The sequence below is a fragment of the Sulfitobacter sp. HNIBRBA3233 genome (assembly GCF_040149665.1).
GTDB classification, from domain to species: Bacteria; Pseudomonadota; Alphaproteobacteria; order Rhodobacterales; family Rhodobacteraceae; genus Sulfitobacter; species Sulfitobacter marinivivus.
The window spans coordinates 1,085,147-1,110,190 of sequence record NZ_JBEFLP010000001.1; the positions used below are offsets into that span (position 1 = coordinate 1,085,147).

Sequence of the window (25,044 nt, forward strand, 5' to 3'; positions counted from 1 at the left end):
CGTGGTCCCGCTCTTTGCCTTCGATACGCGGCTGTCCGCGCTTGTTGCGTCGGTTTATGCCCCTTCAGACCGGCCCGGCTCTTGACCCCATGGGCGAAGCCTGACCATCTGTGCCCCGTACTATACCGCGTCCGGACGCGGTGTCTCCAGTCCTAAAGCGAAGAATGCTCCGAATGCTGCTGCTGATCGACAATTATGACAGTTTCACCTATAATCTGGTCCATTATCTGGGCCAGCTTGGTGCCGAAATGGAGGTGCACCGCAACGACGCGCTGAGCGTCGAGGACGTGCTTGCAAAGCGCCCGAGCGCGATCCTGTTGTCCCCCGGTCCCTGCGATCCCGCCCGTGCGGGCATCTGCGTTCCACTGACGCAGGCGGCGGCGGAAAACCGCATACCGCTGTTGGGCGTGTGCCTCGGCCACCAGACGCTGGGCGAGGCTTTCGGCGGCAAGGTCGTGCGCGCCGCCGACATCGTCCACGGCAAGCTGGGGCAGATGCACCACCACGGAAAGGGTGTCTTCGCGGGTCTTCCCAACCCCTTTGCCGCCACCCGCTACCATTCGCTGATCGTCGAGCGCGAGAGCCTGCCCGACTGCCTCGAAATCACGGCAGGGCTGGAGGACGGGACGATCATGGGGCTGCAACACCGCGAGTTGCCGCTGCACGGGGTGCAGTTCCATCCCGAATCCATCCGGTCCGAACACGGCCACAAGCTGCTGCAAAATTTCCTCGATACGGTGAAGGAGCCGGCATGAGCGAGCGCCTCAAACCCCTGATCGATGCCGCCGCTGACGGGCCGCTGACCCGCCAGCAGGCCGAGGAAGCCTTCCAGATCCTGTTCGACGGCGAAGCAACGCCAAGCCAGATCGGCGGCTTTCTGATGGCTCTGCGCACGCGGGGCGAAACGGTGGACGAATACGCCGCCGCCGCCGCCGTGATGCGCGCCAAGTGCCACAAGGTGAACGCCCCCGCGGGCGCCATCGACATCGTGGGCACCGGGGGCGACGGCAAGGGTACGCTGAATATCTCGACCGCGACGGCCTTTGTCGTGGCGGGGGCCGGTGTCATCGTGGCCAAGCACGGCAACCGCAACCTCAGTTCGAAATCCGGTGCAGCGGATGCGCTGACCCAGATGGGCCTGAAAACCATGGTCGGTGCCAAGGTGGTCGAGGAAGCGCTGAAGGAAACCGGTATCGGGTTCATGATGGCGCCGATGCACCACCCTGCGATCGCCCATGTGATGCCTACGCGGTCTGAACTGGGGACGCGCACGATCTTCAACATTCTCGGGCCCCTGACCAACCCCGCAGGCGTCAAGCGGCAGCTGACGGGTGCCTACCGGCGCGACCTGATCCGCCCCATGGCCGAGACGCTGAAGGCGCTCGGGTCCGAGGCCGCGTGGCTGGTCCACGGGTCGGACGGCACGGACGAGCTGACGATTACCGGCGTCTCCTGGGTGGCAGCGTTGAGCGACGGTGCGATCACCGATACCGAAGTGCATCCGGACGATGCAGGCCTGCCCGTGCATCCCTTCGAGGCGATCGAGGGCGGAACACCCGCCGACAACGCGCGCGCCTTCAACGCGCTCTTGGATGGCGAGCCGTCCGCCTACCGCGACGCGGTGCTGCTCAACAGTGCGGCGGCGATCATGATCGCGGGGGCCTGCGACGACCTGCCAGCGGGCGTTGAGATGGCCCGCGAAAGCATCGATTCCGGCGCCGCCCGCGCCAAGATCACCGCCGTGGCCCGCATCACCCAGAATGCTTGACCAAAGCCGTCTGGGCCGCTGGACAGAGCTGCCCTTCTTTGCGCGCGACCTGCCCGCGATCGAGGCAGCACTCGCTGCCGACACACGCGCGGTCCTGCCGCCCGCCCCGCAGGTTTTCAACGCGCTTGAGCGGGTTCAGCCCGACGAGGTGCGTGTCGTCATCCTCGGGCAGGATCCCTACCACACCCCCGGCAAGGCCGACGGTCTTGCCTTTTCGATCCGCGGTGATTTTCGCGGTAAACTGGACAGTCTGGGAAACATATTCAAAGAGTTGCACAGCGATCTGGGCATCACGCGCACCCGCACGCAACTTGACGACTGGGCCGATCAGGGTGTCTTGCTGCTCAACACCGCGCTGACCGTGCCGGAAGGCGCCGCAAAGGGCCACGCCCGCATCGGCTGGGACGCGCTGACCGCACAGGTGCTGGCGCGTCTGGCGGACAGTCCACGGGCCTATCTGCTCTGGGGCGGCCCCGCCCAGAAGGCGGCAAACACGGTCGATCCCGAGCGGAACCTGAAGCTCGAAACCGCACACCCGTCGCCGCTTTCGGCATATCGCGGGTTCTTCGGGGCGCGCCCGTTCAGCCGTGTGAATGCATGGTTGCAGTCGCGGGGCCACAGCGCCATAAACTGGGGCGATCCGGAGGTGAAATGACCCAAACCATCCTAGAAAAAATCAAGGCGTACAAGCTGGATGAAATCGCTGCCGACAAGGCCGCGACCTCGTTCGAGGATATCGACAGCGCGGCGCGGAATGCCGATCCGGTACGCCCGTTTGCCGACGCGCTTTTCAATGCGTCCATCGAAGGCTACGGCCTGATCGCCGAAATCAAGAAGGCCAGCCCGTCCAAGGGGCTTATCCGTGCCGATTTCGATCCCGCGTCCCTCGCCGCCGCCTATGCGGAGGGTGGTGCCACCTGCCTTTCGGTCCTGACCGACACGCCCAGTTTTCAGGGCGCAAAGGAATTTCTGGTCGCGGCCCGCGCGGCCTGCGACCTGCCGGTCTTGCGCAAGGATTTCATGTACGATCCCTATCAGGTGGCCGAGGCCCGCAGTCTGGGCGCGGATTGCATCCTGATCATCATGGCATCCGTCTCGGACGCGCAGGCAGCCGAGCTTGAGGCCGCCGCAGCGGACTACGGTATGGACACGCTGATCGAGACCCACAACAGCGATGAACTCGAACGCGCGCTCAAACTTGAATCGCGCCTCATCGGGGTAAATAACCGAAATCTCAATACCTTCGAGACCACTCTTGATACGACCCGCGCCCTCGCGAAGCACATTCCGGGCGACCGGATGATCGTCTGCGAGAGCGGCTTGCGCACACCCGAGGATCTGGCCGATATGGCCCGCTTCGGGGCGCGGTGTTTCCTGATCGGGGAAACCCTGATGCGCGCCGATGACGTGGCGCTTGCCACCCGCGACCTGATCGCCGATCCGCTGACCGCAGGAGGCATGTGATGGCGCTGACGCATTTTGACGGGGACGGAAACGCCCATATGGTCGATGTGTCGGACAAGGCGGTCACCGCCCGTGTGGCGACGGCCGAAAACCACATCAAGATGCAGCGCGAAACCTTTGATATCATTACCGAAGGCCGCGCCAAAAAAGGGGATGTGCTTGGTGTCGCGCGTCTGGCGGGCATCATGGCGGCCAAGCGCACATCCGATCTGATCCCGCTGTGCCATCCGCTCCCGATCACGAACGTCAGCGTCGATCTGGAACCGGACGCGGACCTGCCCGGCATCCGCATCACTGCCACGGTCAAGACCACCGGCCAGACCGGCGTCGAGATGGAAGCGCTGACCGCCGCCTCCGTCGCCGCGCTCACGGTCTATGACATGTCGAAAGCCGTGGACAAGACGATGGAAATCGGCGGCCTGCGCGTCACCCTCAAGGACGGCGGCAAATCGGGCCGGTTCGAGGCCCGATGATCTCTGTCGAGGAGGCGCTCGAGGCGCTCTTTGCCCTCACGAGGGTGATGGAGACCGAGACGGTCCCCCTCAGACGCAGCGCCGGTCGGGTTCTGGCGCGCACCGTCACCGCGCAGCGCACGCAGCCCCCTTTCGCCGCCTCCTCCATGGACGGCTATGCCCTGCGCCGCGCCGAAGTCGAGCCGGACGCGATGTTCAAGGTGGTGGGCGAGGCCGCCGCCGGACACCGTTTCGACGGCACCGTCAAGGCCGGTCAGGCCGTGCGCATCTTCACCGGTGCACCGGTTCCCGAAGGCGCGGATTTCGTGGTGATCCAGGAGGACGTCACACGGCGCGGAAATCTTATCACCCTCGGCCACCGGATCGGTGACAAGGACAATATCCGCCCTGCCGCCGCGGATTTCTCGGCCGGAACCGCCTTTGACGCGCCTCGCATCCTGCGCGCGGCGGACATCGCCCTGCTGGCCGCGATGAACATCGCGAAGGTGCCCGTTTACCGCAAGCCCGTCGTCGCGATCATGGCCACCGGAGACGAATTGGTGCAGCCCGGCGAGGCACCGGGCCCCGACCAGATCATCGCCTCCAACAGCTACGGGCTGGCCGCGCAGGTCGAGGCATTGGGTGCCACCGCCCGCATGATCCCGATTGCGCGCGACACGCAAGAGTCGCTTCGGCGCGGGTTCGAGCTGGCCGCAGGGGCGGACCTGATCCTGACCATCGGGGGCGCGTCGGTGGGCGATCACGATCTCGTCGGCCCTGTCGCCGCCGACCTCGGGATGGAGCAGTCGTTCTACAAGGTCGCCATGCGGCCCGGAAAGCCGCTGATGGCGGGGCGTCTGGGCAAGTCGGCGATGGTCGGACTGCCCGGCAACCCTGTCTCGGCGCTGGTCTGCGGGACGATCTTCGTCGCACCGATGATCCGCGCGATGCTGGGCCTTGGCGCGCGCCCTGCCCCCCGCAGCGCGATGCCGCTGGGCGTGGATATGCCGCAAGGCTCTGGCCGCGAGCACTACATGCGCGCCCGCATCGTGGACGGCCGCGTGATCCCGGCCCAAAGCCAGGACAGCGCGTTGCTGAGCGTGCTGGCCGGTGCGGATGTGCTGGCGATCCGGCCCCCCGATGCCTCGCCCGCGGCTGCCGGCGACATGATAGAGGTCGTCGCGATCTGACAGCCTGTTGACACAAAACAGGAACGTCCCTAGAACAAAAAGGGATAACAGGGATGAGGACCGTTCAGTGCTGACCAAGAAACAACTCGATCTTCTGGCGTTCATTCACAAGCGCGTCCAACGCGACGGGGTGCCGCCCAGTTTCGATGAAATGAAAGACGCGCTGGATCTGCGGTCCAAATCCGGCATTCACCGTCTCATCACAGCATTGGAAGAACGCGGTTTCATCCGCAGGCTGGCCCACCGGGCGCGCGCCATCGAAGTGGTGAAGCTGCCCGACAGCATGGGCGGCAGCGGCTTTACCCCACGGGTGATCGACGGCGACCTGCCGGACACGCCACCGCCACCCGCCGCCGAGCCGGTCACAACGCTCGAGGCGGAGGAGCTGCCCGTCATGGGCCAGATCGCCGCCGGTGTCCCGATCGAGGCGATCAGCCAGCGCAGCCGTGGCGTCACGGTGCCCTCGTCGATGCTCTCCGGGGCCGGGTCGCATTACGCGCTCGAGGTCAGGGGTGACTCGATGATCGAAGCGGGGATCAACAACGGCGACGTCGTGGTGATCCGCGAAACCGCCGTCGCAGACGATGGCGATATCGTCGTGGCACTGGTCGAGGATCAGGAGGCCACGCTGAAGCGGTTCAAGCGGCGCGGCAGCACGGTCGTGCTGGAGGCGGCAAACCCTGCCTACGGCCCGCGCGAGCTGTCTGCCGACAAGGTGAAGGTACAGGGCCGTCTGGTGGGCCTGATCCGCACCTACTGAGACTGCTGCACCGATCCCGCGCGGGCCGTCTGGTAAGGTCCGGCGCGGGATTGCCTGCGCCCCTGTTCCGGCCAATGCGTCCAGAGCCTTTCGCCCGACACGGACCTCGCGGTCCGGTGCAGGACCCAGCCCTGTGGGGTGCGGCGGTATGACAGCGCACCGCTACTGCGCAGATCGGCGATGTCGTGAACGGTGCAGGGCAGGTTTGTCGGGTCCAGCCTCTGTGTGCTGACGACAATCTGGCCTTTCGTGCACCCGCTGAACCCCTGCGCCGCGCGCTTGCCGCGCAGATGGACGACCGAAGCGGTCCCGTCCCCGCCCCAACGCCCTGCCGCGTCGGGCTGGGCCGCGCCATCCCCGTCATTCTCCAACCAGTTCTGGGCAACGAACCCCGCGCCACGCTCCTTGCTGAGCGCGCGGCCCTCGGCGGTCATGACACCCACCAGCCCCCCGTCCGACGCGATCAGCAGATCGGGCCGGTCCTCGCCCACCCAGAGCACGAAGGACGCGGCGACCGCGACCAGCCCGGCCCACCGCAAACGCCCCTGCCAGAGCAGGAAAAACAGCGCCCCGAGCGCTAGAAGCGGCAGCACCCACGGCCCCGGCCCCGGCACGAATGTGCGCGCATCGGGCAAGGACGCGACCGTTTCGGCCACCCACAGGATCCACCGCACACCCAGGCCCATGGCCCACAGGCCGAGCGCCTCAAGCCCGAATGGCGCCAGAACGGCGGCAACTAGGGCTGCGGGGATCACCACCGCGCCCATCAGGGGAACCGACAGAAGGTTCGCGATCAGCCCGTATTGCGCGATGGCGTTGAAATGCGCCGCGGCGATCGGGGCTGTCGCCAGTCCCGCCACGGCGGACGATATGAACACCGCCACCGCCGGGCGCGCCCACGCGGGCCCCAACGGCCACTGCCTGTCGCGGATCACGCCGAAGACAGCCACCAGCGCGGTCGTGGCCGCAAAGGACATCTGGAAACCGGGGCTGAGCAACGCTTCGGGACGCAGCACCAGCACGATCACTGCCGCAACGGCCACGGCGCGCAGGCTGATTGCACGGCGCCCGACCATCAGCGCACAGAGTGCGACGGCGACCATCACGAATGCGCGCTGTGTCGCGACGTTCCCCCCCGACAGCGCAAGATAGCCTGCTGCCACCGCCAATGCGCCTGCGGCGGCGATACTGCGCGTGGGCCAGCGCAGCGCGATGGCGGGCACCAAGGCCATAACCAGCCTGAGCGCCGCAAAGACCACCCCGGACATCAGCCCCATATGAAGCCCCGAGATCGCCAGCAAATGGGCGAGGTTGCTGGCGCGCAGCGCATCCAGCGCCTCTGCGCTCATCCCCGCACGGTCACCGGTGGTGACCGCAGCGGCGAAACCGCCGATGTCACCGGGCAGGACCGCAGTGAACCGAGCCGATGCCGCCTTGCGCAGGCGCGCGACGTGCAGACCACCTGTGCTGTCGGCCACCCCCATCAGCGGTGTCCGGGCATACCCCACCGCCCCGAGCCTGACAAACCACGCGTGCCGCTGGAAATCGAAACCGCCCGGTTCGACCGGGCCCGAAGGCGGCGCCAGATGCGCCGTGACCATCACGCGCAGGCCGGGAAGCGGCGTGATATCGGCGCTGCGGTCCCCGTGCAACGACAGCCGCACCCGCAGCGGCGTGCGCGCGGGTGGCACGCGGTCCAGCCGCACCTCGTCCAGCGTCAGCCGCAGCGCATCGGACTGGCTGCGGTCGATGGCGATGATCCGCCCCTCCACCGCACCATAATAGCGAAACTCAAGCGTCGGCGCCGCAACAAGATAGCTGCGCGCCCCCGCCAGAAGCATCCCAGCCGCGACCAGCAGGAGCGCCGTTGCAAAGGGCCTGATCCCTTCTGGCAGCCGTCGCGCAGGCACGCACAGAGCAAGGACCGCAAGCGCGCCGTAAACCAGCGACAGCCGGGACGGATCGGACGGCAGGATGAAATAAAGGCCGATGCCCACGGCAAGCAGGATCGGCACCCAGCCAAACAGGGCGCCCCGCTGGGCGCGCATCATGGTCAGCAGTAGCCCTGCGTCCCGCATAGCTTGCCCCCGTTGGCCGCGCTGGATAGACAGACGCAAATACGCGCGGCCCCAGCCTAGCGGTCCCGTGGTTACCAAACGGTAAACGTGACCTAAGTGTTAAGACCGCAATGCCCGCCCCACTCCGAAAGGACTGCTTATGTGCTCTGATATCGTGACCCGCTTCGCCCCTTCCCCGACGGGATTCCTGCACATCGGCGGCGCGCGCACGGCGCTGTTCAACTGGCTCTACGCACGCGGGCGCGGCGGCAAATTTCTGTTGCGCATCGAGGATACGGACCGCGTACGCTACACCCCCGAAGCGACAGAGGCGATCCTGCAGGGGCTCGACTGGCTGGGTCTGGACCATGACGGCGACGTGGTAAGCCAGCACGATCAGGCGCCGCGGCATGTTGAGGTGGCTCACCAGCTGCTGGAAAAGGGCGCCGCCTTCAAATGCTTCGCAACCCAGGAAGAGATCGAAAGCTTCCGCGAAGAGGCCCGCGCGGCCGGACGCAGCACGCTCTATCGCTCGCCTTGGAGAGATGCGGATCCCTCCACGCATCCCGATGCGCCCTATGTCATCAGGATCAAGGCCCCCGACGGCGGCGAAACCGTGATCCGTGATGCCGTGCAGGGCGATGTGACCATCGACAATGCACAGCTGGACGACATGATCCTGCTGCGCTCTGACGGGTCGCCCGTCTATATGCTGGCGGTGGTGGTCGACGATCACGACATGGGCGTGACCCATGTGATCCGCGGGGACGATCACCTCAACAACGCGGCGCGGCAGATGATGATCTATCACGGCATGGGCTGGGATGTGCCGGTGTGGTCGCACATCCCGCTGATCCACGGCCCGGACGGCAAGAAGCTGAGCAAGCGCCACGGCGCTCTGGGGGCCGAAGAGTACCAGAAGATGGGCTATCCGGCTGCGGGGATGCGCAACTACCTCGCCCGCTTGGGATGGAGCCACGGCGACGACGAATTCTTTACCGACGCGCAGGCGCGTGAATGGTTCGATATCGACGGGATCCGCCGCAGCCCCGCGCAGTTCGACCTCAAGAAGCTGGAAAACATCTGCGGGCAGCATATCGCCATCGCCGATGATGCCGCATTGCGGCAAGAGACCGAAGACTACCTCGCAGCGGCCGGACTTCCGCCGCTGAGTGCCGAACAATCCAGCGGTCTTGAACGTGCGATGTACTGCCTGAAGGAAAGGGCCAAGACACTGCCGGAACTGCTTGAAAAGGGGCACTTTGTTCTGACATCCCGCCCGATCGAGCCGGATGAGAAATCGGCAAAGCACCTCGATCCGGTATCCCGTGGTATGCTGGGAGAATTGACGCCGCAGCTGCAAGGTGTTAGCTGGGAACGCGAAACGCTCGAAGGGGTTTTGAACGCTTTTGCAGAGGCGCGAGACGTGAAGTTCGGCAAGCTTGCCGGACCGCTGCGCGCCGCACTCGCAGGCCGCGCCGTGACCCCTTCGGTTTTTGATATGATGCTGGTGCTGGGACAGGACGAAACCCTCGCCCGCCTCCAGGATGCCGCATCCGGTTGACAGTGCTTGCCTGTCATAAAGGATCGCAAAGATAATGAAGAACGGACCCTCCCGGCATGCGCCGCGAGACAGTCCGACAGGCGCATGAGCCGCCCAAGACCAACCTAGAAGGGACCACGCATGGTAGAGAGTACAAAATCCGCAAAGCTGACAATCGGGGACAAGACCGTCGATCTACCGATGTTCACACCAACGTCCGGCCCCGATGTTGTCGATATCCGCAAGCTCTACGCGCAGGCCGGCGTGTTCACCTACGATCCGGGCTTTACCTCGACCGCGTCCTGCGACAGCACGATCACCTTCATCGACGGTGACGAGGGCATCCTGACCCACCGCGGCTATCCCATCGGGGAGCTGGCCGAAAACTCGCATTACCTCGAAGTCTGCTACCTGCTGCTCTACGGGGAGCTGCCCTCCCCCGCGCAGCTGGAGGATTTCGAGGACCGCGTCACAAACCACACCATGCTGCACGAGCAGATGATGAACTTCTTCCGCGGCTTCCGCCGCGACGCGCACCCGATGGCCGTCATGGTGGGTGTCGTGGGTGCAATGTCCGCCTTCTATCACGACAGCACCGACATCAACGACGAATGGCAGCGCGAGGTCGCGTCGATCCGCCTGATCGCCAAGATGCCGACCATCGCCGCGATGGCCTATAAATACACCATCGGTCAGCCGTTCATCTATCCGCGCAACGATCTGGATTATGCGTCGAACTTCCTGCGCATGTGCTTTGCCGTGCCGGCAGAGGAATATGTCGTCGATCCGATCCTCAGCCGCGCGATGGACCGTATCTTTACCCTGCATGCGGATCACGAACAGAACGCGTCGACCTCGACCGTGCGACTGGCGTCTTCGTCGGGGGCGAACCCCTTCGCCTGCATCGCGGCGGGCATCGCGTGCCTCTGGGGTCCCGCCCACGGTGGTGCGAACCAGGCGTGCCTGGAGATGCTCAAGGAGATCGGCACACCCGACCGCATCCCCGAATTCATCGCCCGCGCGAAGGACAAGAACGACCCATTCCGCCTGATGGGTTTCGGCCACCGCGTCTACAAGAACTTCGACCCCCGCGCGACCGTGATGAAGCAGTCGGCGGACGAGGTTCTGGAACTGCTGGGCGTGGAAAACAATCCGATCCTTCAGGTCGCCAAGGAACTGGAGAAACAGGCTCTCGAAGATCCGTATTTCGCGGACAAGAAGCTGTTCCCGAACGTAGATTTCTATTCCGGCATCATCCTCGAAGCGATGGGTTTCCCGACATCGATGTTCACACCGATCTTCGCGCTGGCGCGCACTGTCGGCTGGATTTCGCAGTGGAAAGAGCAGCTTACAGATCCCCAACTGAAAATCGGGCGCCCGCGCCAGCTGTATCTCGGCGAAGGCCAGCGGTCCTACGTGGATATCGAAAACAGATAAGTGCCCCTCAGGGGATGTTCCTGACCCCGGCAGCGTCGCTGTCGGGGTTTTTCTTTGCGCTCAGGTGGGTCAAACACCGGAGCACGCCCGCACGAATGGACCGTCGAGCGATGCGATCCGGGCGCGAGCGAATCAACGCAGGCTCCGTGATCACAGCTGTCGCCAATCCCCTCGCGGCGACGCGATTGTGCACCGCGCCCTCGGGCAAACAAGGCGATATTCTGCGCAAAGAAGGCGAAATTGGGGCATTGTTTCAGCCTCAGCCACAATAGTTAACGTACGCTTGACCGGTTGCCAAAACAGGCCCTAACTGACCTCAATCATGCATTAGGGGATACTGCCATGTTGATGTTACTTGGGTTACTGCCGCTCGCCCTGATCGGTTTCGTGTTCGACAGCGACACCGATGACGACGAAAATTCGATCACCGAAAACGGCACGGAAGGCAACGACACGATTGCCGGCGAAACCGGAGATGACTTCATCGACGGTGAAGGTGGTGACGATCTTCTGTCGGGCCTTGCGGGTGACGACACGATCTTTGGCCGCGACGGCGACGACGTGCTGGAAGGCGCAGATGGCCGCGACATGCTGTGCTCGGGCGATGGCGAAGATATCGTGACCGGCAACCGGGGCAGCGACCTCATCGAGGGTCAGGGCGGCGACGACTGGGTATCCGGCGATTACGGTTTTGATACCGTGCGCGGCGACGAAGGCGACGACACCGTGATCGGCGGTCGAGGCTCCGATACCGTGGTCGGCGGCGAAGGCGATGACCTGATCTTTGGCGGCATCCTGCAGGGCATCCCGCTGAGCCTTGAAGAAATGGCCGAAGTCCGCGACGGCGCATCCCTTGCCGAAGTCAACGGCGGCATCGACATGCGTGCCGACAGCCTTGGCAACGCCCTGCGCGGTGGCGATGGCGACGACGACATCATCCTGGGCGATCTGGATGTTGCCACCGGCAACGCCGGTGCGGACACCTTCCACATCATGTCCGAACAGCGCATCGGCGAGCCTTCGCAGATCAACGACTACAGCCCCGGCAGCGATGCGATCACCATCATCGTGGAAAATACCGAGGCCGAAGCCGATATCACGGTCACAGCCGACGGTCCGAATGCGATCATCAGCCTGAACGGCGTGATGCTCGCGACGGTCAACAACGCCGCGGACATCCTTCAGGCCAGCGATATCACCCTGATTGCCGAAGATACCGTCGAGGCGATGTTCGATCCGAACGCTGCGGCGGCTGCCTAAATTCCTGTCGCGGGTGGCGTGTTTCTGCCACCCGCAGTTCCCCCTCCAGACCACCACAGGAGACCCCCATGGCATCCTCTACCCCCCCATCATGCTACGAATGGTCCAAGGCCAAGGGTCTGCCCACCGCTTCGGAATGTGAAAAAGGCCCGAAAGGTGCATTGATCCCGGACCGCAACAAAGAGCATGACCACATCGCGGTCGTCTACGATCAGGGCGACACGCCACCGGAAATAACGATCAAGCAGATTTCGGGAACCGTGCATACGGTTCTGGCAGATGGCATCGCGGTGGCCGTTATCGCGGACACCACCGGCAAGGCGCCCAATGTCGCCGATGTCCTTCTGGTAGAGCGGCGCGGCTGAACCGCACCGCCCCTTATCCTGAAAAGCTCTAGCGCCCCTCGAATTTCGCGGGGCGTTTTTCCATGAAGGCCAGTACACCTTCCTTGAAATCGCGCGACTTGCCGCATTTGCCCTGTTCGCGCGCTTCGAGCGAAAGCTGGTCTTCGAACGAATTCTCCCAACTGTCGCGGATCGTCTGCTTCACCGCCGCGTAGGCCGCGGTCGGGCCCGCAGCAAGATGCGCAGCCTTCGATTTCCAGTGCTCCTCGAACTCGGCGTCGGGCACACATTCCCAGATCATGCCCCAATCGTCGGCCTGCCGCGCGCTGATCTTGTCCGCGAAAAGCGCCGCCCCCATGGCCTTGGCCATGCCCATCTGGCGCGGCAACACATAGGTCCCACCAGCGTCGGGGATCAGGCCGATCCGCGTGAAAGCCTGAAGGAAATAGGCGCTCTCGGTGGCGAAAACGACATCGGCAGCAAGGGCGATATTCGCCCCTGCCCCCGCCGCAGGGCCATTCACGGCGGCAATCGTGGGAACAGGGCAGTTCACGATCGCGCGCAGCAACGGTGCGTATTCGTCGCGCAGCGTCCGCTCCAGATCGATCGAGCCCGCGCTGGCGCGGTCCCCCAGATCCTGACCCGAACAGAATGCCTTGCCCGCGCCGGTGATCACGACGACGCGCGCTTCCTCGCCGCCGGTGCGGACCGCGTGTTCGATTTCGGCCCGCATCTGGGTGGTCAGCGCATTGTACTTGTCGGCACGGTTCAGCGTCACGACGGCAACGCCATCGGTCAGGTCATAGGTGATCGTCTGGTAATCCACGAAAAAATCCTCACGTTTCGGTGTCGAACGCGACTTTAGCACAGCAGGTCAGCGCCGCCAGCGCCAACCGGACGTCAGCGGTGCAGGATTTCTTCGAGCTCTTTCGCCTCTTCGGGGCTGAGGCCCGCGTCTTGCGGTGCAGGCGCCGTGGACCGCCGCCGCAGGTATGCCGCCCCTACCCCACCGGCGAGAAGCAGCATCAAGGGCCCCGCGCCCCAGAGGATCCAGTTCGCCCCGCCCGTGGTCGGGGTCAGAAGCACGTACTCGCCGTACCGGTCCACGATGAAAGCGACGGCTTCGTCGTCACTGTCGCCCGCGACCAGACGTTCGCGCACCAGAAGGCGCAGATCCTTGGCCAGCGAGGCGTTGCTTTCGTCGATGCTTTCGTTGCGGCAGACCAGACAGCGAAGGCCCTTTGACAGATCGCGCGCGCGTTGCTCCAGCACCGGATCGTCGAGCATTTCATCGGGCTCGACCGCTGCCAGCGGTGTGGCAAGCAGCATCAGGATCAGCGCAAGGGTTCTCATTCCGCGGGCACCGGTTTCGCGGTGTCACGCCGTGCGCCTGCGGCCACGCGGAACCTGCGGTCCGTCAGGCTCAGGAAGCCGCCAAGGGCCATCAAGGCCGATCCGATCCAGATCCAGTTGGTCATCGCCTTGATGTAGGTCCGCACGGCCCACCCGCCGCCGTTCTGTTCATCGCCGATCACCAGATACAGGTCGCGCGCCAGCGTCTGGTGGATCGCGGCCTCGGTGGTGGGCATCTGCGCCACGGGATAGAACCGCTTTTCGGGCAGAAGCGTTGCGATGAATTCGCCGTCACGGACCACGTCGATGGTCGCGCGCGTTGCGACATAGTTCGGCCCGTCAAGGTCTTCGACCCCGCGCAGGGTCATCTCGTATCCGCCGACCTCGAATGGCACATCGACGCGGGCCACGCGAATATCCTCGACCGTGTAGGCGGTCAGCCCCGCAATTCCCATCATCGTCACGCCCAGACCTGCGTGGGCGACGGCCTTGCCCCAGTCAGCCCGTGGCAGCCGCATCAGGCGCGACACCCGCGTGCCAATGAGGCCGCGACCCGTCCGTTGCATTAGATCAATCGCCACGCCCATCAGGATCCAGGCGGCAAGGAACATGCCGATCGGCCCGATCAGGCTGCGGCCCGTCTGCATTGCCCAGACAAGCCCACCGATCGCGATTGCCAGCACCAGCGCCATCCGCAGCGGCCGCAGGGCGCGCGCCAGATGCGCCCGTTTCCAAGGCAGCGCGGATCCCAGCGGCAGCACGATCCCCAAGGCGACCATGAAGGGCGTGAACGCCATGTTGAAAAACGGGGGTCCCACGCTGAGCTTGCGGTCAAAGAACATCTCGGCCAGCAGCGGCCACATGGTGCCAACGAAAACCACGAAACACGACACCGCCAGCAGCAGGTTGTTCACCACCAGCGCGCTTTCGCGGCTTTCCAGTGAAAAGACACCCTTCGCCTCCATCGCGCTGGCGCGCAGGGCAAAGAGGATCAGCGCGCCGCCCATGAAGAACGCCATGATCGCAAGGATGAACACGCCGCGTTCAGGATCGTTGGCGAAGGCGTGCACCGATGTCAGCAGCCCCGACCGCACGATGAATGTCCCGATCAGCGAAAAGCCGAAGGCAAGGATCGCCAGCAGGATTGTCCAGCTTTTCAGCGCCTCGCGCTTTTCCACCACGATGGCGGAGTGCAGCAAGGCAGCGGCCAGAAGCCACGGCATGAAGGACGCGTTCTCGACCGGATCCCAGAACCAGAAGCCGCCCCAGCCAAGCTCGTAATAGGCCCACCACGATCCCAATGCGATCCCGATGGTCAGGAAGACCCACGCTGCCAGCGTCCACGGGCGCACCCAGCGGCCCCATGCCGCGTCTACCCGCCCCTCGATGAGGGCCGCGACGGCAAAGCTGAACGCCATGCTCAGCCCCACATAGCCGAGGTAGAGAAACGGCGGATGGAACGCGAGGCCGGGATCCTGCAACAGCGGGTTGAGGTCCTGACCGTCAAAGGGCGGCACGACCAGGCGGGCGAACGGATTGGAGGTGAGCAGGATAAAGAGCAGGAACGCCACCCCGATCGCGGCCTGAACGCTGAGTACCCTTGCGCGCAGGCTGTCGGGCAACTGCGCGCCGAACCACGCGGCCATGGCGCCGAACAGCGACACGATCAGCACCCAGAGCAGCATCGACCCCTCGTGGTTGCCCCATGTGCCGCTGATCTTGTAGAGCATCGGCTTCATCGAGTGGCTGTTTGCCGTCACGACAGCGAGGCTGAAATCCGAGACGATGAAAGCGTGGGTGAGCGCACCGAACGACAGCGCCACCAGCACGAATTGCAGCGATGCCGCAGGTTCGGCGACCGCCATCCAGCCGGGCCAGCCCTTCGCCGCGCCCACCATCGGGACGATCATCTGCACGACGGCCACCCCGAGGGCGAGCAACAAGGCGAAATGTCCAAGCTCTGTAATCATGTGGCGTATATAGCCGCCACATGCCCCTCTTCCAATGACTTATCGCAGGGCAGTTCGCCGCAGTCAGCGTGCCGCGCGCCAGTCGTCGAGCGCCGGGTTCGCTTCGGATCGCAGGGCCTGCGCGGCGGCCCGTACATCGGGGCCGGGATCTGCCGCGCCGATGCTGTCCGCGCGCATCCGGCCGATCATGGCGATAGTGTCGACCACCGGCTGCACATGGGCGACAGTCTGCACGATACTGCGCTGAAATTCCTGCGCTTTCACCTGATGCCGCGCCCCGAAATAGAAGGACACGATAACCCCCAGCAGCCACCACAGCGGCTCCGGCACCAGCGCGATGCCCTGCATCCGCTGCGCAAACCACAGGGGGGCGACCATCGCAGAGACAAAGAGCCCCAGCGTGCCTAATGCCAGCGCCGGACGCGGCACCCGGTTCAACCCGTCCATGAACCGGTCAAAGCCCCCCTTGGAGGGTGCAGAAAACTCCGCGCCATACTGGCTCATCGCCTGTTTCTGGACCTCAGCACCCCGTGCGGCACCCGCTTCGGCATTCTCGCGAAACACCTCGACGGTGTCGCGAAGCACGTTGCGTTCGCCCCCGAAGACCGTGTTGAAGACCCGTTCGATCAACCCCATGGCGCAGTCCTTTCGCGAAATTCCGCTGTGGTCATGTGATAGCGCGGAGAGATGAACTCCTCGGCGCGTTTGATCCAGCCGCCCTTGCCGCCGGCGCGGGTCCGCGCGTATTTGCGACTGGCGGTCCGCCGGTCCGCAAGGCGGAAGTAGTAATTCCGCCGCGCGATGCCGTAGGCATCGACCAGATGATCGGGCGAGGCGTTGAAAGCCGCCCGCGCGGCGGCAACGCTCTGCGGCCCGAGCGCGCCATCCACGACCACGGCAAAGCCCATATCCGTCAGCAGGTTTTGCAGGATCTTCACCGCATTGGCACCCGCGTTGACGTACATGTCAAAGACCGACGCCTGAAGCGGTTGCGGCAGCTCCGCGATCAGCGGACGGGAGTAGTAATGCTTGAGAAAGATATCGACAGCCTGCTTGCGGTCGAGCTTGCGCACATCGGCGGCGGTGATCGCGCCGTCGTTGTCCAGATCGAGGCCCAGACGCCGCATGGTGTGGATCGTCACCCCGAAGTTCGTCGGCCCGCCCGGATCATCGGGATCGTTCACATAGCCGCCCTCGCGCTGGACGATTTCTTCGGCAATTTGTCTGACAGACTGCATGGCTTTCCCCCTTCAGGTCGGGGAACAAGCTGCGGCAGGACAGGTTAACGCAGGCTCACCTCAGCGTACGCTCAGCTGTCGGGTTCTTTGTAGACGCCCTGTTCCTTCAGCGCGTCCACGACTTCCTTGGGCATGTAGGTCTCGTCGTGTTTTGCAAGTATTTCAGTGGCCTGAAAGACGCCGTTGATGTAGGAGCCGGTACCCACCATGCCTTGGTTCTCTTCAAAGAGATCGGGCAGCACCCCTGAATAGACAACCGGAACGGAGGCGCCGCCATCGGTCACGGAAAAGCTGATCTGCTCGCCCTCGCCGCGCCGCAGGGTGCCTTCCTCGACCAGACCACCGATGCGGAATACCTCGGTCGGTCCGGGCGGTTCGGCAATGATCTGCGACGGCGCGCGAAAGAAATTGATCCCGTCGCGCATACCGTATCCGATCAGTGCGGTTGCGGCGATCAGTGCCACAACCGCCACTGCAATCACCTGTATACGGCGCTGCTTTTTCAGGCTTTTCATCTGATCCTCACGGGAAAAGAGGGGCCATCATCAATCCCTCGGTCTCCTCGATACCTAACATCAGATTGGCATTTTGCAACGCCTGGCCCGATGACCCCTTCGTGAGGTTGTCGAGCGCCGCCACGACGATCGCGCGCCCCTCGATCCGGTCACCGCTGACACCGATGTGGCAGAAGTTCGATCCGCGGATGTGCCGCGTACTCGGCGCTTCGCCGAAGGGCAGCACCTCAAGGAAGGGCTCGCTGGCATAGGCCGTCTGCAAGGCGGCATGGATCGCCTGCGGATCCCCCTTGACGTAAACGGTGGCAAGGATGCCACGGTTGGCGGGCACGAGATGCGGCGTGAACTGCACCTTTACGGGCCGTCCGGCAACGGCGGAAAATTCCTGATCGAATTCGCCCAGATGCCTGTGCGTGCCGCCCAGTGCATAGGCGTGATAGCCTTCCGACAGTTCCGCGTGCAGCAGGTTTTCCTTCAGCGACCGCCCCGCCCCCGATACCGCGCACTTCAGGTCGAGGATGATGTCGTCGAGGTCGATCAAACCGCGCTCGATCAGCGGGCGCAGAGCGAACTGGCCGGTCGCGGCATTGCAGCCGGTTCCGGCGACCAGCCGCGCGTTGCGGATATCCTCGCGGTAGAATTCGGTCAGCCCGTAAACCGCCTCGGCCTGCTGCTCCAGCGCGGCGTGGGGGTTGCCGTACCACCGCCGGTATTCCTCGGGATCGCGCAGCCGGAAGTCGGCCGACAGATCGACGATCTTCAGATCCTTCGGCAGCGCGCGAATAACCTCTTGCGAGGTCTTGTGCGGCAGGGCGCAAAAGCACAGGTCGATCTGGGAAAAATCGATCTCTTCCATGGTGACGAGATCGGGCAGATCGAGGTGGCGCAGGTGCGGGAAGACCTCGGCCAAGCTCTGCCCGGCTTTCGAATTTCCGCCCAGCGCCTTGATTTTCATCGAAGAATGGCCGGCAATCAGCCGGATCAGTTCGGCGCCGGTGTAGCCCGAGGCGCCAAGGATTGCGATATTATATGTCATGTTTTCCGTCCGAGAATATGGGGGTCTGCGTCGATGGGGCCGGTCAGGCCGATTGGAATTCCAATCGTCGTCGCAAGAACTGCGTCGCCCGGTCGCTGACCTTTTTCGGGTCGCCCGTGGTCAGGAAGGCTGCGGAGCCCTGCCCGGCTTTATCGGGATGGCGGTTCAGGTAATCGGCAAGGCTTTCGGCGACCAGTTCGGCCTGGCTGAACACCCGCACATCAGCGCCCAGCGCGTCCTGAAAGGCGTCATGCATCAGCGGGTAATGCGTACAGCCCAGGATCGCGCATTGCGGATGCGGCATCTTGCGCTTCAGCGCGTCGACATGGCTTTTCACCAGCGCCTCGGCAAGGATGAAATCACCGTCCTCGATCGCGTCGACGACACCGCCGCAGGCCTGCGCCTCGACGTCCACACCGATCGCACGGAACGCCAGCTCGCGCTGGAACGCCCGCGTGGCAACCGTTGCGGGGGTCGCGAACAGCGCCACCTCGGTCACCGACACTTCGCGCGGCGGAGAATTGTCGCCCCACTGCCGTTCGGTCAGCGCCTCGATCAGGGGCACGAATACCCCCAGAACCCGTTTGTCCGAAGGCACCCAGCTTTCCTGCATCCGTCGCAGTGCGGCGGCCGATGCGGTATTGCACGCAAGCACAACCAGATCGCAGCCGGCGTCGAACAGACGCTGGGTCGCGGCGACTGTCAGGTTATAGATGTCATCCGCGTCGCGCACCCCGTATGGCGCGTTCGCGCTGTCCGCCAGATAGACGAACTCGTGATCCGGCAGGCGCTTTTGCACCGCGTCCCAGATCGTCAGACCGCCCAGCCCGCTATCGAATATTCCAACCGCCATGCACGCCTCACCGGCTGCGATGCCGGTCCTCGAATTCATATCCCGCATGAGACCAATCAAGCGGTTCTGGAGCAAGCTCATACGTCTCTTTGCGCAGGAAATCCATCATTGCTTTGCCGTCTTTTGCAATCGGGTCCAGAACGTCGCGGGCGATCGGTTTTCCGATGACCAGCCTGACCGGTGTGTCGACCCTTGCACGGAACTCCTTGATCAGAAGGCCCAGCCGCAGGGTGGAATGCAGGTGGCTGGCGATCTGGAACATGCGGCTGGTGTGCCCGTCGAAGAATACCGGCAATACCGCCGCGTCGGATTTGGCAATCATCCGCGCGGTAAAGCTGCGCCAGTTGGGGTCCATCGGGCGGCTGAAGGGCTTTGCCGCCGTGCTCACGGTGCCGCCGGGGAAGATACCGATCGCGCCGCCCTGCCCCAGATACTCAAGCGCCGTGCGCCGCGTGGCGAGGTTGAGCGCAAGCGCCTCTTTGGTCTGATCGAAATCGATCGGCAGAAGCATCCGGTGCAGTTCCGGCGCGCGGGCAAAGACCGAGTTTGCCATGATCCGGAAATCCCCTCGGGTGCGCGCCAGAAGATGGCCCATGACCAGCCCGTCCAGAATGCCGTAGGGATGGTTCGCGATCACGATCAGGGGTCTGTCGCGCGGTATGTCGTCCAGACATCCCCCCACCACGTCAAGGCTCAGACCGTAGCGGTCCATCATCACGTCGAAGAAATTCCGCCCCTGCGCGATCTCGTCCTGATAGCCCCGCGCACGTTTCAGCAAGACCCGCCGCCCGGTGGTGTTTTCCAGCACGCGGATCATTGCCTTGCCGCCGCGTGTCTGCGCGGACCACGCATAGCTCAGATCGCGCGCGGAAGGGCTGTGCTCAGTCGGTTGCATCGGGGTCTCCGGTAATGTCCGCCCCGGTTCTAGAGGACGGACATGACAGATGTGTTACGCTATTGCGCCGCCTTGTCCATCCGCTCGCCCCCGGCGCGGATCAGCGCCAACAGTTCTTCGCGGCGCTTCGCGGCCTTGGCCTCGTTGGCCTGTTTGACGGGACCGAAGCCGCGAATCTGCAAGGGCAGTTCTGCAAGGGCCACAATCGCCTCGCGGGTATTTTCGGTCAGTTTTGGCAGCACCTCGGCCATGTCACGCTCGTATTGCGTGATCAGCGCGCGCTCCATCCGGCGCTCGGCCGTGTATCCGAACGGATCGAGCGGCGTGCCGCGCAGCCCCTTGAGCCGCGCCATTATACGCAGCGGCCTTTCCAGCCACGGCCCGAATTCGCGCTTGGCGGGGCGTCCGTCCGGACCGGTCCTGGACAGCAAGGGCGGGGCGAGGTTGAAGGTCATTTTGAAATCACCCTCGAATTCCGCCTGCGCGCGTTCGCGCGATGACAGCAGCAGCCGCGCGACTTCGTATTCGTCCTTGTAGGCCAGCACCTTGTGATAGCCCAGCGCCACGGCCTCGCGCAGTTTGGCATCCTCCACGCCCTCGACCATACGGCGATACCGCTTTGCCAGGCGTTTGCCCTGATAGGCGGTCAGGTGCTCGGCGCGGAATGCGATACGCTCGGCCAGGGTCTTGGGCAATTGCACCACCTTGGGATTGATCACCGCCTGCGCGTCCTGCGGATGCTCCACCGCCCAGCGGCCAAGCGTGAAGGCGCGCAGGTTGCGTTCGACCGCGGCGCCGTTCAGCTTGATCGCCGCCTCGATCGCCTCGAGCGAGAGAGGGATCAGACCACGCTGCCACGCGCCGCCGAAGATCATCATGTTGGAATAGATCGAATCGCCCAGCGTCGCCTTGGCCAGATCGGACGCGTCGAAGAGCACGACATCGTCCTTCAGCCGCGCCTGCAAAGACAGCTCCAGCTGCTCGTAGGGCATCTGGAATTCGGTATCGCGGGTGAAATCGCCGGTGATGATCTGGTGGGCATTCACCACTGCGCCCGTGCGTCCGGAGGACGTAAGGCCCAGCGTCTTGTGACCTGCCGATACCACCAGATCGCCGCCGATCAGCGCATCGCATTCGCCAGTCGCAACACGGATCGCGGTGATGTCCTCGGGCCGCTCCGCCAGACGGCAGTGGATGTGAACCGCGCCGCCCTTCTGGGCAAGGCCCGCCATTTCCATCATGCCCGCACCCTTGCCGTCGATCTGTGCGGCCTGCGCCAGCACCGCGCCGATGGTCACGACACCGGTACCACCGACACCGGTGATCACGACATTGAAGGTGCCGTCAATCGCGGGCAGCGTCGGCGCAGCCAGATCGGGGATCTTCACCTCGGTCGTGGCCTCGCGCCGCACCTTCGCCCCTTCGAGGGTCACGAAAGACGGGCAGAACCCTTTGACGCAGGAGAAATCCTTGTTGCAAGAGGACTGGTCGATGGCGCGTTTGCGGCCAAGTTCCGTTTCCTTGGGCACGATGGACACGCAGTTCGACTGTACCCCGCAATCGCCACAGCCTTCGCAGACGTCGGTGTTAATGAACACGCGCTTGTCGGGATCGGGAAACAGCCCGCGCTTGCGGCGGCGGCGTTTTTCGGCCGCACAGGTCTGGATATAGACGATCGCGCTCACGCCTTCCGTCTGGGCCAGTTTTTTCTGCACGCTATCAAGCTCGGCGCGCTCATGCAGCTCCACGCCCTTGAAGCGCGCGAAATCCACATCCTCTTTCTCGTCGTAGACCACGGCAAGGTTCTTGACGCCCATGGCGCGCAATTCGGCAACGATGCGCGGCGCGTCCAGATCGCCTTCGTTGTGCTGGCCGCCGGTCATGGCGACCGCATCGTTGTAGAGGATCTTGTAGGTGATGTTGGTGCCTGCCGCCAATGCCGCGCGGATCGCCTGCACGCCCGAGTGGTTGTAGGTGCCGTCGCCGAGGTTCTGGAACACATGCGGCGTATTCGAAAACGGCGCCTCACCGATCCAGTTCGCGCCTTCGCCGCCCATGTGGGTAAAGCCTAGGGTTTCGCGGTCCATCCACTGCGCCATGAAATGGCAGCCAATGCCCGCGTAGGCGCGGCTGCCCTCGGGCACCTTGGTCGACGTATTGTGCGGACAGCCCGAACAGAAATACGGCAGTCTGGCCGCCAGTTCCGGCGCGTTGTCCTGCCGGCGCGCCTCGTCCAGCTTGGCCATGCCCGCGCGGATACCTTCGGTGCCGCGGCCCTCCTCGCACAGAACCTCGCCCAGTTTGGTCGCGATATCCGTCGGATCAAGCGCCCAGCGCGCCGAGAAGAATTCCTCGCCGTTCTTGCGCCCGCCGTAGACGCGGTGGCGCATGTCGTCGTCAAACAGCGCTTCCTTGATCTGTACCTCGATCAGCTTGCGCTTTTCCTCGACCACCACGATCAGGTCCAGATCCTCGGCCCAGTCGTGAAAGCCCTTCATGTTCAGCGGCCAGGTCTGGCCCACCTTGTAGGTGGTGATGCCCAGCCGCTCTGCCTCTGCCTCGTCGATGCCCAGAAGGCTGAGCGCGTGCAAAAGGTCGAGCCAGTTCTTGCCCGCCGCGACAAAGCCGATCTTCGCACCGGGTTTGCCCCAGACGCGCTTGTCGATGCCGTTGGCGTGAGCGAAGGCTTCGGCGGCGTATCTCTTGTAGTCGATCAGGCGCGCTTCCTGGTCGACGCGGTCATCCACGAGACGGATGTTCAACCCGCCCTGCGGCATCTCGAATGCAGGTTCGACAAAGGACAATCTGTGCGGATCGCCGTCTACGACGGAGGTCACCTCGACAGTGTCCTTCATCGTCTTCAGCCCGACCCACAGACCCGAAAACCGCGACAGCGCCCAGCCGTAGATCGCGTAGTCCAGCATCTCCTGCACCCCGGCCGGCGAGACGATGGGCATATAGGCGTCCACCATCGCGAATTCCGACTGGTGCAGCACGGTCGAGGACTCGCCCGTGTGGTCGTCCCCCATTGCCATGATCACGCCACCGTACTTCGACGATCCGGCCATGTTCGCGTGGCGCATCACGTCGCCCGAACGATCCACGCCGGGCCCCTTGCCGTACCACAGCCCGAAGACCCCGTCGTATTTGCCCTCGCCACGCAGTTCGGCCTGCTGCGCACCCCAGAGCGCAGTCGCCGCGAGATCCTCGTTCAGACCGGGCTGAAAGGTGACGCGATACTCGGACAGTTGTTTCTCGGCCCGGGCCATCTGCATGTCCACGGCACCCAAGGGAGACCCACGGTATCCGGTCACCAGACCCGCGGTATTCAACCCCGCCGCCGTGTCGCGCGCTGACTGCATCATCATCGCGCGCACCAACGCTTGCGTTCCGTTCAACAGAACCTGTCGCTTTTTCAGGTCGAAACGGTCATTTAGTGAAATATCCTGCGTCGTCATGGTGTCCCTCCCAAGAAACCATAGGCATGAAATCCAGTTCATCATGCATCATTGATTAGCACAATAGGTCATAATATATGACCTGCATAGGGTATGTTCCGATTTTTTCGCACCGAACCGGCCCGAGGGGCTGTGTCGGTTACGTCTTATGATGTATTGGACAGATCACAGCGGAGGCGGGAGTTGGGATGGACTGGGATAAATTGCGGATATTTCATGCGGTCGCGGACGCGGGGTCTCTGACCCACGCGGGCGAGAAGCTGAACCTGTCACAATCCGCGGTCAGCCGCCAGATTCGCGGCCTCGAAGAGCAGTTGAACACCAACCTCTTCCACCGCCACGCCCGCGGGCTGATCCTGACCGAACAGGGCGAACTTCTGTTCGATGCGACCAGCGCGATGACCAAACGCGTCGATGCCGCCTCGGCGCGGATCCGCGACAGCGAGGAAGAGGTTTTCGGCGAGTTGCGCGTCACGACAACGACCGGTTTCGGCACGCTGTGGCTGGCGCCGCGCATGTCGAAGCTCTACGAGAAATATCCCGACCTGAAGGTCGACCTGATGCTCGAGGAGCGGGTGCTGGACTTGCCGATGCGCGAGGCCGATGTCGCCATCCGCCTCAAGGAGCCAAGCCAAGCCGATCTGGTGCGAAAGCGGCTGATGACAGTGCGTATGTGCCTCTACGCGTCGCCCGAGTATCTGGCCACGCGCGGCACGCCCGAGCGCCTTGAGGATCTGAGCAACCATCGCCTGATTTGCCAGAACACCGACAGCGATCAGGTCGGCGCGGGTCTCAGCCTGATCCAGCAGCTGATGCTCTATGACATCAAATCCTTGCTGACCGTGAACAATTACTTCGGCGTCTTGCAGGGGGTGTTGCACCATCTCGGCATCGGGGTGCTGCCCGACTACCTGATTCAGGATTTCCCGGATCTGGTGCAGGTCCTGCCGGATGTGGAATCAGCCGATGTGCCGGTTTTCCTCGCCTATCCCGAAGAGCTGCGGCAATCAAAAAGAGTCGCCGCTTTCAAGGATTTCGTTCAGGAAGAGATCATCGCCTACCGGAAACAGCTGAAAGAACGCTAGGTCCGGTCGGGCCTGTCGCGCGCAAAGCCATGCAGAAATCGCATATCTGCCATGACGGGCCAGCTTCGCATTTTGCCTTGATTAGAGGCATCGCGCCCCCTAATTCGGCAGCATGAGGCTGACGCGGCCCTGCCGCTCTCCTCATACCTCCCTGTTGGACTTGGCCGGGCCTTTGCGCCCGGTCTTTTTTTGCCCGCTCCTTTTTGGCCTTGGCAGGCGGAACAAGACGGGATGATGCATGATTGCCATTTCCTGCTGCACCGCATAACGCGCGGGCGTTTCACCGCCAGCTTCTGCCCCCGCACCTGTTCCAGCGGACGCGCATCGGGCCTAGTCTGCGAGAGCGCCCGCCTCCGGTCGCCAGAG

Annotated in this window: 23 protein-coding genes; 12 read left to right on the plus strand and 11 right to left on the minus strand. The window is 63.9% G+C overall.

The genetic code is table 11. The features are described from left to right. Positions 1–173 precede the first annotated feature (173 nt). From ABMC89_RS05200 to lexA, 7 genes are all read left to right on the plus strand, one after another. Positions 174–755, plus strand: coding sequence for an anthranilate synthase component II (locus ABMC89_RS05200; RefSeq protein WP_349568521.1), 582 nt, complete (start codon positions 174–176; stop codon positions 753–755). Then, complete coding sequence (gene trpD / locus ABMC89_RS05205; protein ID WP_349565893.1) at positions 752–1,768, plus strand: anthranilate phosphoribosyltransferase; 1,017 nt, start codon at positions 752–754, stop codon at positions 1,766–1,768. The genes ABMC89_RS05200 and trpD overlap by 4 nt, the downstream gene beginning before the upstream one ends. Further along, positions 1,761–2,423: a uracil-DNA glycosylase gene (locus ABMC89_RS05210; protein WP_349565895.1), complete on the plus strand. Its 663-nt coding sequence runs from the start codon at positions 1,761–1,763 to the stop codon at positions 2,421–2,423. Before trpD ends, ABMC89_RS05210 begins: the two co-directional genes overlap by 8 nt. After that, positions 2,420–3,232, plus strand: a complete 813-nt coding sequence (gene trpC, locus ABMC89_RS05215; protein WP_349565897.1) for an indole-3-glycerol phosphate synthase TrpC — start codon at positions 2,420–2,422, stop codon at positions 3,230–3,232. The genes ABMC89_RS05210 and trpC overlap by 4 nt, the downstream gene beginning before the upstream one ends. Then, entirely contained in the window at positions 3,232–3,705 is a 474-nt protein-coding gene (gene moaC / locus ABMC89_RS05220; protein ID WP_349565899.1) for a cyclic pyranopterin monophosphate synthase MoaC, read from the plus strand. Before trpC ends, moaC begins: the two co-directional genes overlap by 1 nt. After that, positions 3,702–4,874 carry a molybdopterin molybdotransferase MoeA gene (locus ABMC89_RS05225; RefSeq protein WP_349565901.1) on the plus strand — a complete coding sequence of 391 codons (1,173 nt, stop codon included), beginning with the start codon at positions 3,702–3,704 and terminating at the stop codon, positions 4,872–4,874. The genes moaC and ABMC89_RS05225 overlap by 4 nt, the downstream gene beginning before the upstream one ends. 67 nt (positions 4,875–4,941) lie before the next feature. Next, a complete protein-coding gene (gene lexA / locus ABMC89_RS05230; protein ID WP_349565903.1) occupies positions 4,942–5,634 on the plus strand; it encodes a transcriptional repressor LexA in 693 nt (230 codons plus the stop codon). On the opposite strand, the gene ABMC89_RS05235 is transcribed toward lexA, so the two are convergent. Then, positions 5,628–7,712: a ComEC/Rec2 family competence protein gene (locus tag ABMC89_RS05235; RefSeq protein WP_349565905.1), complete on the minus strand. Its 2,085-nt coding sequence runs from the start codon at positions 7,710–7,712 to the stop codon at positions 5,628–5,630. The two genes, lexA and ABMC89_RS05235, sit on opposite strands and share 7 nt — an antisense overlap. 139 nt (positions 7,713–7,851) lie before the next feature. Here ABMC89_RS05235 and gltX point away from each other — a divergent pair, with 139 nt between their 5' ends. The 4 genes from gltX (at position 7,852) to ABMC89_RS05255 (ending at position 12,296) form a co-directional block, all read left to right on the plus strand. Next, on the plus strand, positions 7,852–9,255 hold the full coding sequence (gene gltX / locus ABMC89_RS05240; RefSeq protein WP_349565907.1) for a glutamate--tRNA ligase: 1,404 nt from the start codon (positions 7,852–7,854) through the stop codon (positions 9,253–9,255). Positions 9,256–9,375: 120 nt separating this feature from the next. Next, the gene (locus ABMC89_RS05245; RefSeq protein WP_349565909.1) at positions 9,376–10,671 is read left to right on the plus strand and encodes a citrate synthase; all 1,296 of its coding nucleotides are present in this window, start codon (positions 9,376–9,378) and stop codon (positions 10,669–10,671) included. A 342-nt stretch (positions 10,672–11,013) separates the two neighbouring features. Continuing rightward, complete coding sequence (locus ABMC89_RS05250; protein ID WP_349565911.1) at positions 11,014–11,931, plus strand: calcium-binding protein; 918 nt, start codon at positions 11,014–11,016, stop codon at positions 11,929–11,931. 68 nt (positions 11,932–11,999) lie between these two features. Continuing rightward, on the plus strand, positions 12,000–12,296 hold the full coding sequence (locus ABMC89_RS05255) for a hypothetical protein (RefSeq protein WP_349565913.1): 297 nt from the start codon (positions 12,000–12,002) through the stop codon (positions 12,294–12,296). 28 nt (positions 12,297–12,324) lie between these two features. Here ABMC89_RS05255 and ABMC89_RS05260 read toward each other — a convergent pair whose 3' ends face one another. The 10 genes from ABMC89_RS05260 to ABMC89_RS05305 form a co-directional block, all read right to left on the minus strand. Then, a complete protein-coding gene (locus ABMC89_RS05260) occupies positions 12,325–13,101 on the minus strand; it encodes an enoyl-CoA hydratase-related protein (RefSeq protein WP_349565915.1) in 777 nt (258 codons plus the stop codon). 74 nt (positions 13,102–13,175) lie between these two features. Beyond that, on the minus strand, positions 13,176–13,628 hold the full coding sequence (locus ABMC89_RS05265) for a cytochrome c-type biogenesis protein (RefSeq protein ID WP_349565917.1): 453 nt from the start codon (positions 13,626–13,628) through the stop codon (positions 13,176–13,178). After that, complete coding sequence (locus ABMC89_RS05270; RefSeq protein ID WP_349565920.1) at positions 13,625–15,598, minus strand: heme lyase CcmF/NrfE family subunit; 1,974 nt, start codon at positions 15,596–15,598, stop codon at positions 13,625–13,627. Before ABMC89_RS05270 ends, ABMC89_RS05265 begins: the two co-directional genes overlap by 4 nt. Positions 15,599–15,661: 63 nt before the next feature. Next, positions 15,662–16,234: a holin family protein gene (locus ABMC89_RS05275; RefSeq protein WP_349565922.1), complete on the minus strand. Its 573-nt coding sequence runs from the start codon at positions 16,232–16,234 to the stop codon at positions 15,662–15,664. Next, positions 16,225–16,836 carry a holin-associated N-acetylmuramidase gene (locus tag ABMC89_RS05280; RefSeq protein ID WP_349565924.1) on the minus strand — a complete coding sequence of 204 codons (612 nt, stop codon included), beginning with the start codon at positions 16,834–16,836 and terminating at the stop codon, positions 16,225–16,227. The genes ABMC89_RS05275 and ABMC89_RS05280 overlap by 10 nt, the downstream gene beginning before the upstream one ends. A gap of 71 nt (positions 16,837–16,907) precedes the next feature. After that, the gene (ccmE, locus tag ABMC89_RS05285; RefSeq protein WP_349565926.1) at positions 16,908–17,351 is read right to left on the minus strand and encodes a cytochrome c maturation protein CcmE; all 444 of its coding nucleotides are present in this window, start codon (positions 17,349–17,351) and stop codon (positions 16,908–16,910) included. A 7-nt stretch (positions 17,352–17,358) separates the two neighbouring features. Next, positions 17,359–18,387 carry an N-acetyl-gamma-glutamyl-phosphate reductase gene (gene argC / locus ABMC89_RS05290; RefSeq protein WP_349565928.1) on the minus strand — a complete coding sequence of 343 codons (1,029 nt, stop codon included), beginning with the start codon at positions 18,385–18,387 and terminating at the stop codon, positions 17,359–17,361. A gap of 43 nt (positions 18,388–18,430) precedes the next feature. Further along, positions 18,431–19,240: a glutamate racemase gene (locus ABMC89_RS05295; protein WP_349565930.1), complete on the minus strand. Its 810-nt coding sequence runs from the start codon at positions 19,238–19,240 to the stop codon at positions 18,431–18,433. A 7-nt stretch (positions 19,241–19,247) separates the two neighbouring features. Beyond that, positions 19,248–20,135: a lysophospholipid acyltransferase family protein gene (locus ABMC89_RS05300; protein WP_349565932.1), complete on the minus strand. Its 888-nt coding sequence runs from the start codon at positions 20,133–20,135 to the stop codon at positions 19,248–19,250. 59 nt (positions 20,136–20,194) lie between these two features. Further along, positions 20,195–23,593 (minus strand): indolepyruvate ferredoxin oxidoreductase family protein, encoded by a 3,399-nt coding sequence (locus tag ABMC89_RS05305; RefSeq protein ID WP_349565934.1) that lies wholly within the window; start codon positions 23,591–23,593, stop codon positions 20,195–20,197. Between the two features lie 188 nt (positions 23,594–23,781). On the opposite strand from ABMC89_RS05305, the gene ABMC89_RS05310 reads away from it, so the two are divergent. After that, complete coding sequence (locus ABMC89_RS05310) at positions 23,782–24,678, plus strand: LysR family transcriptional regulator (RefSeq protein ID WP_349565936.1); 897 nt, start codon at positions 23,782–23,784, stop codon at positions 24,676–24,678. The last annotated feature ends 366 nt before the right edge of the window (positions 24,679–25,044 follow it).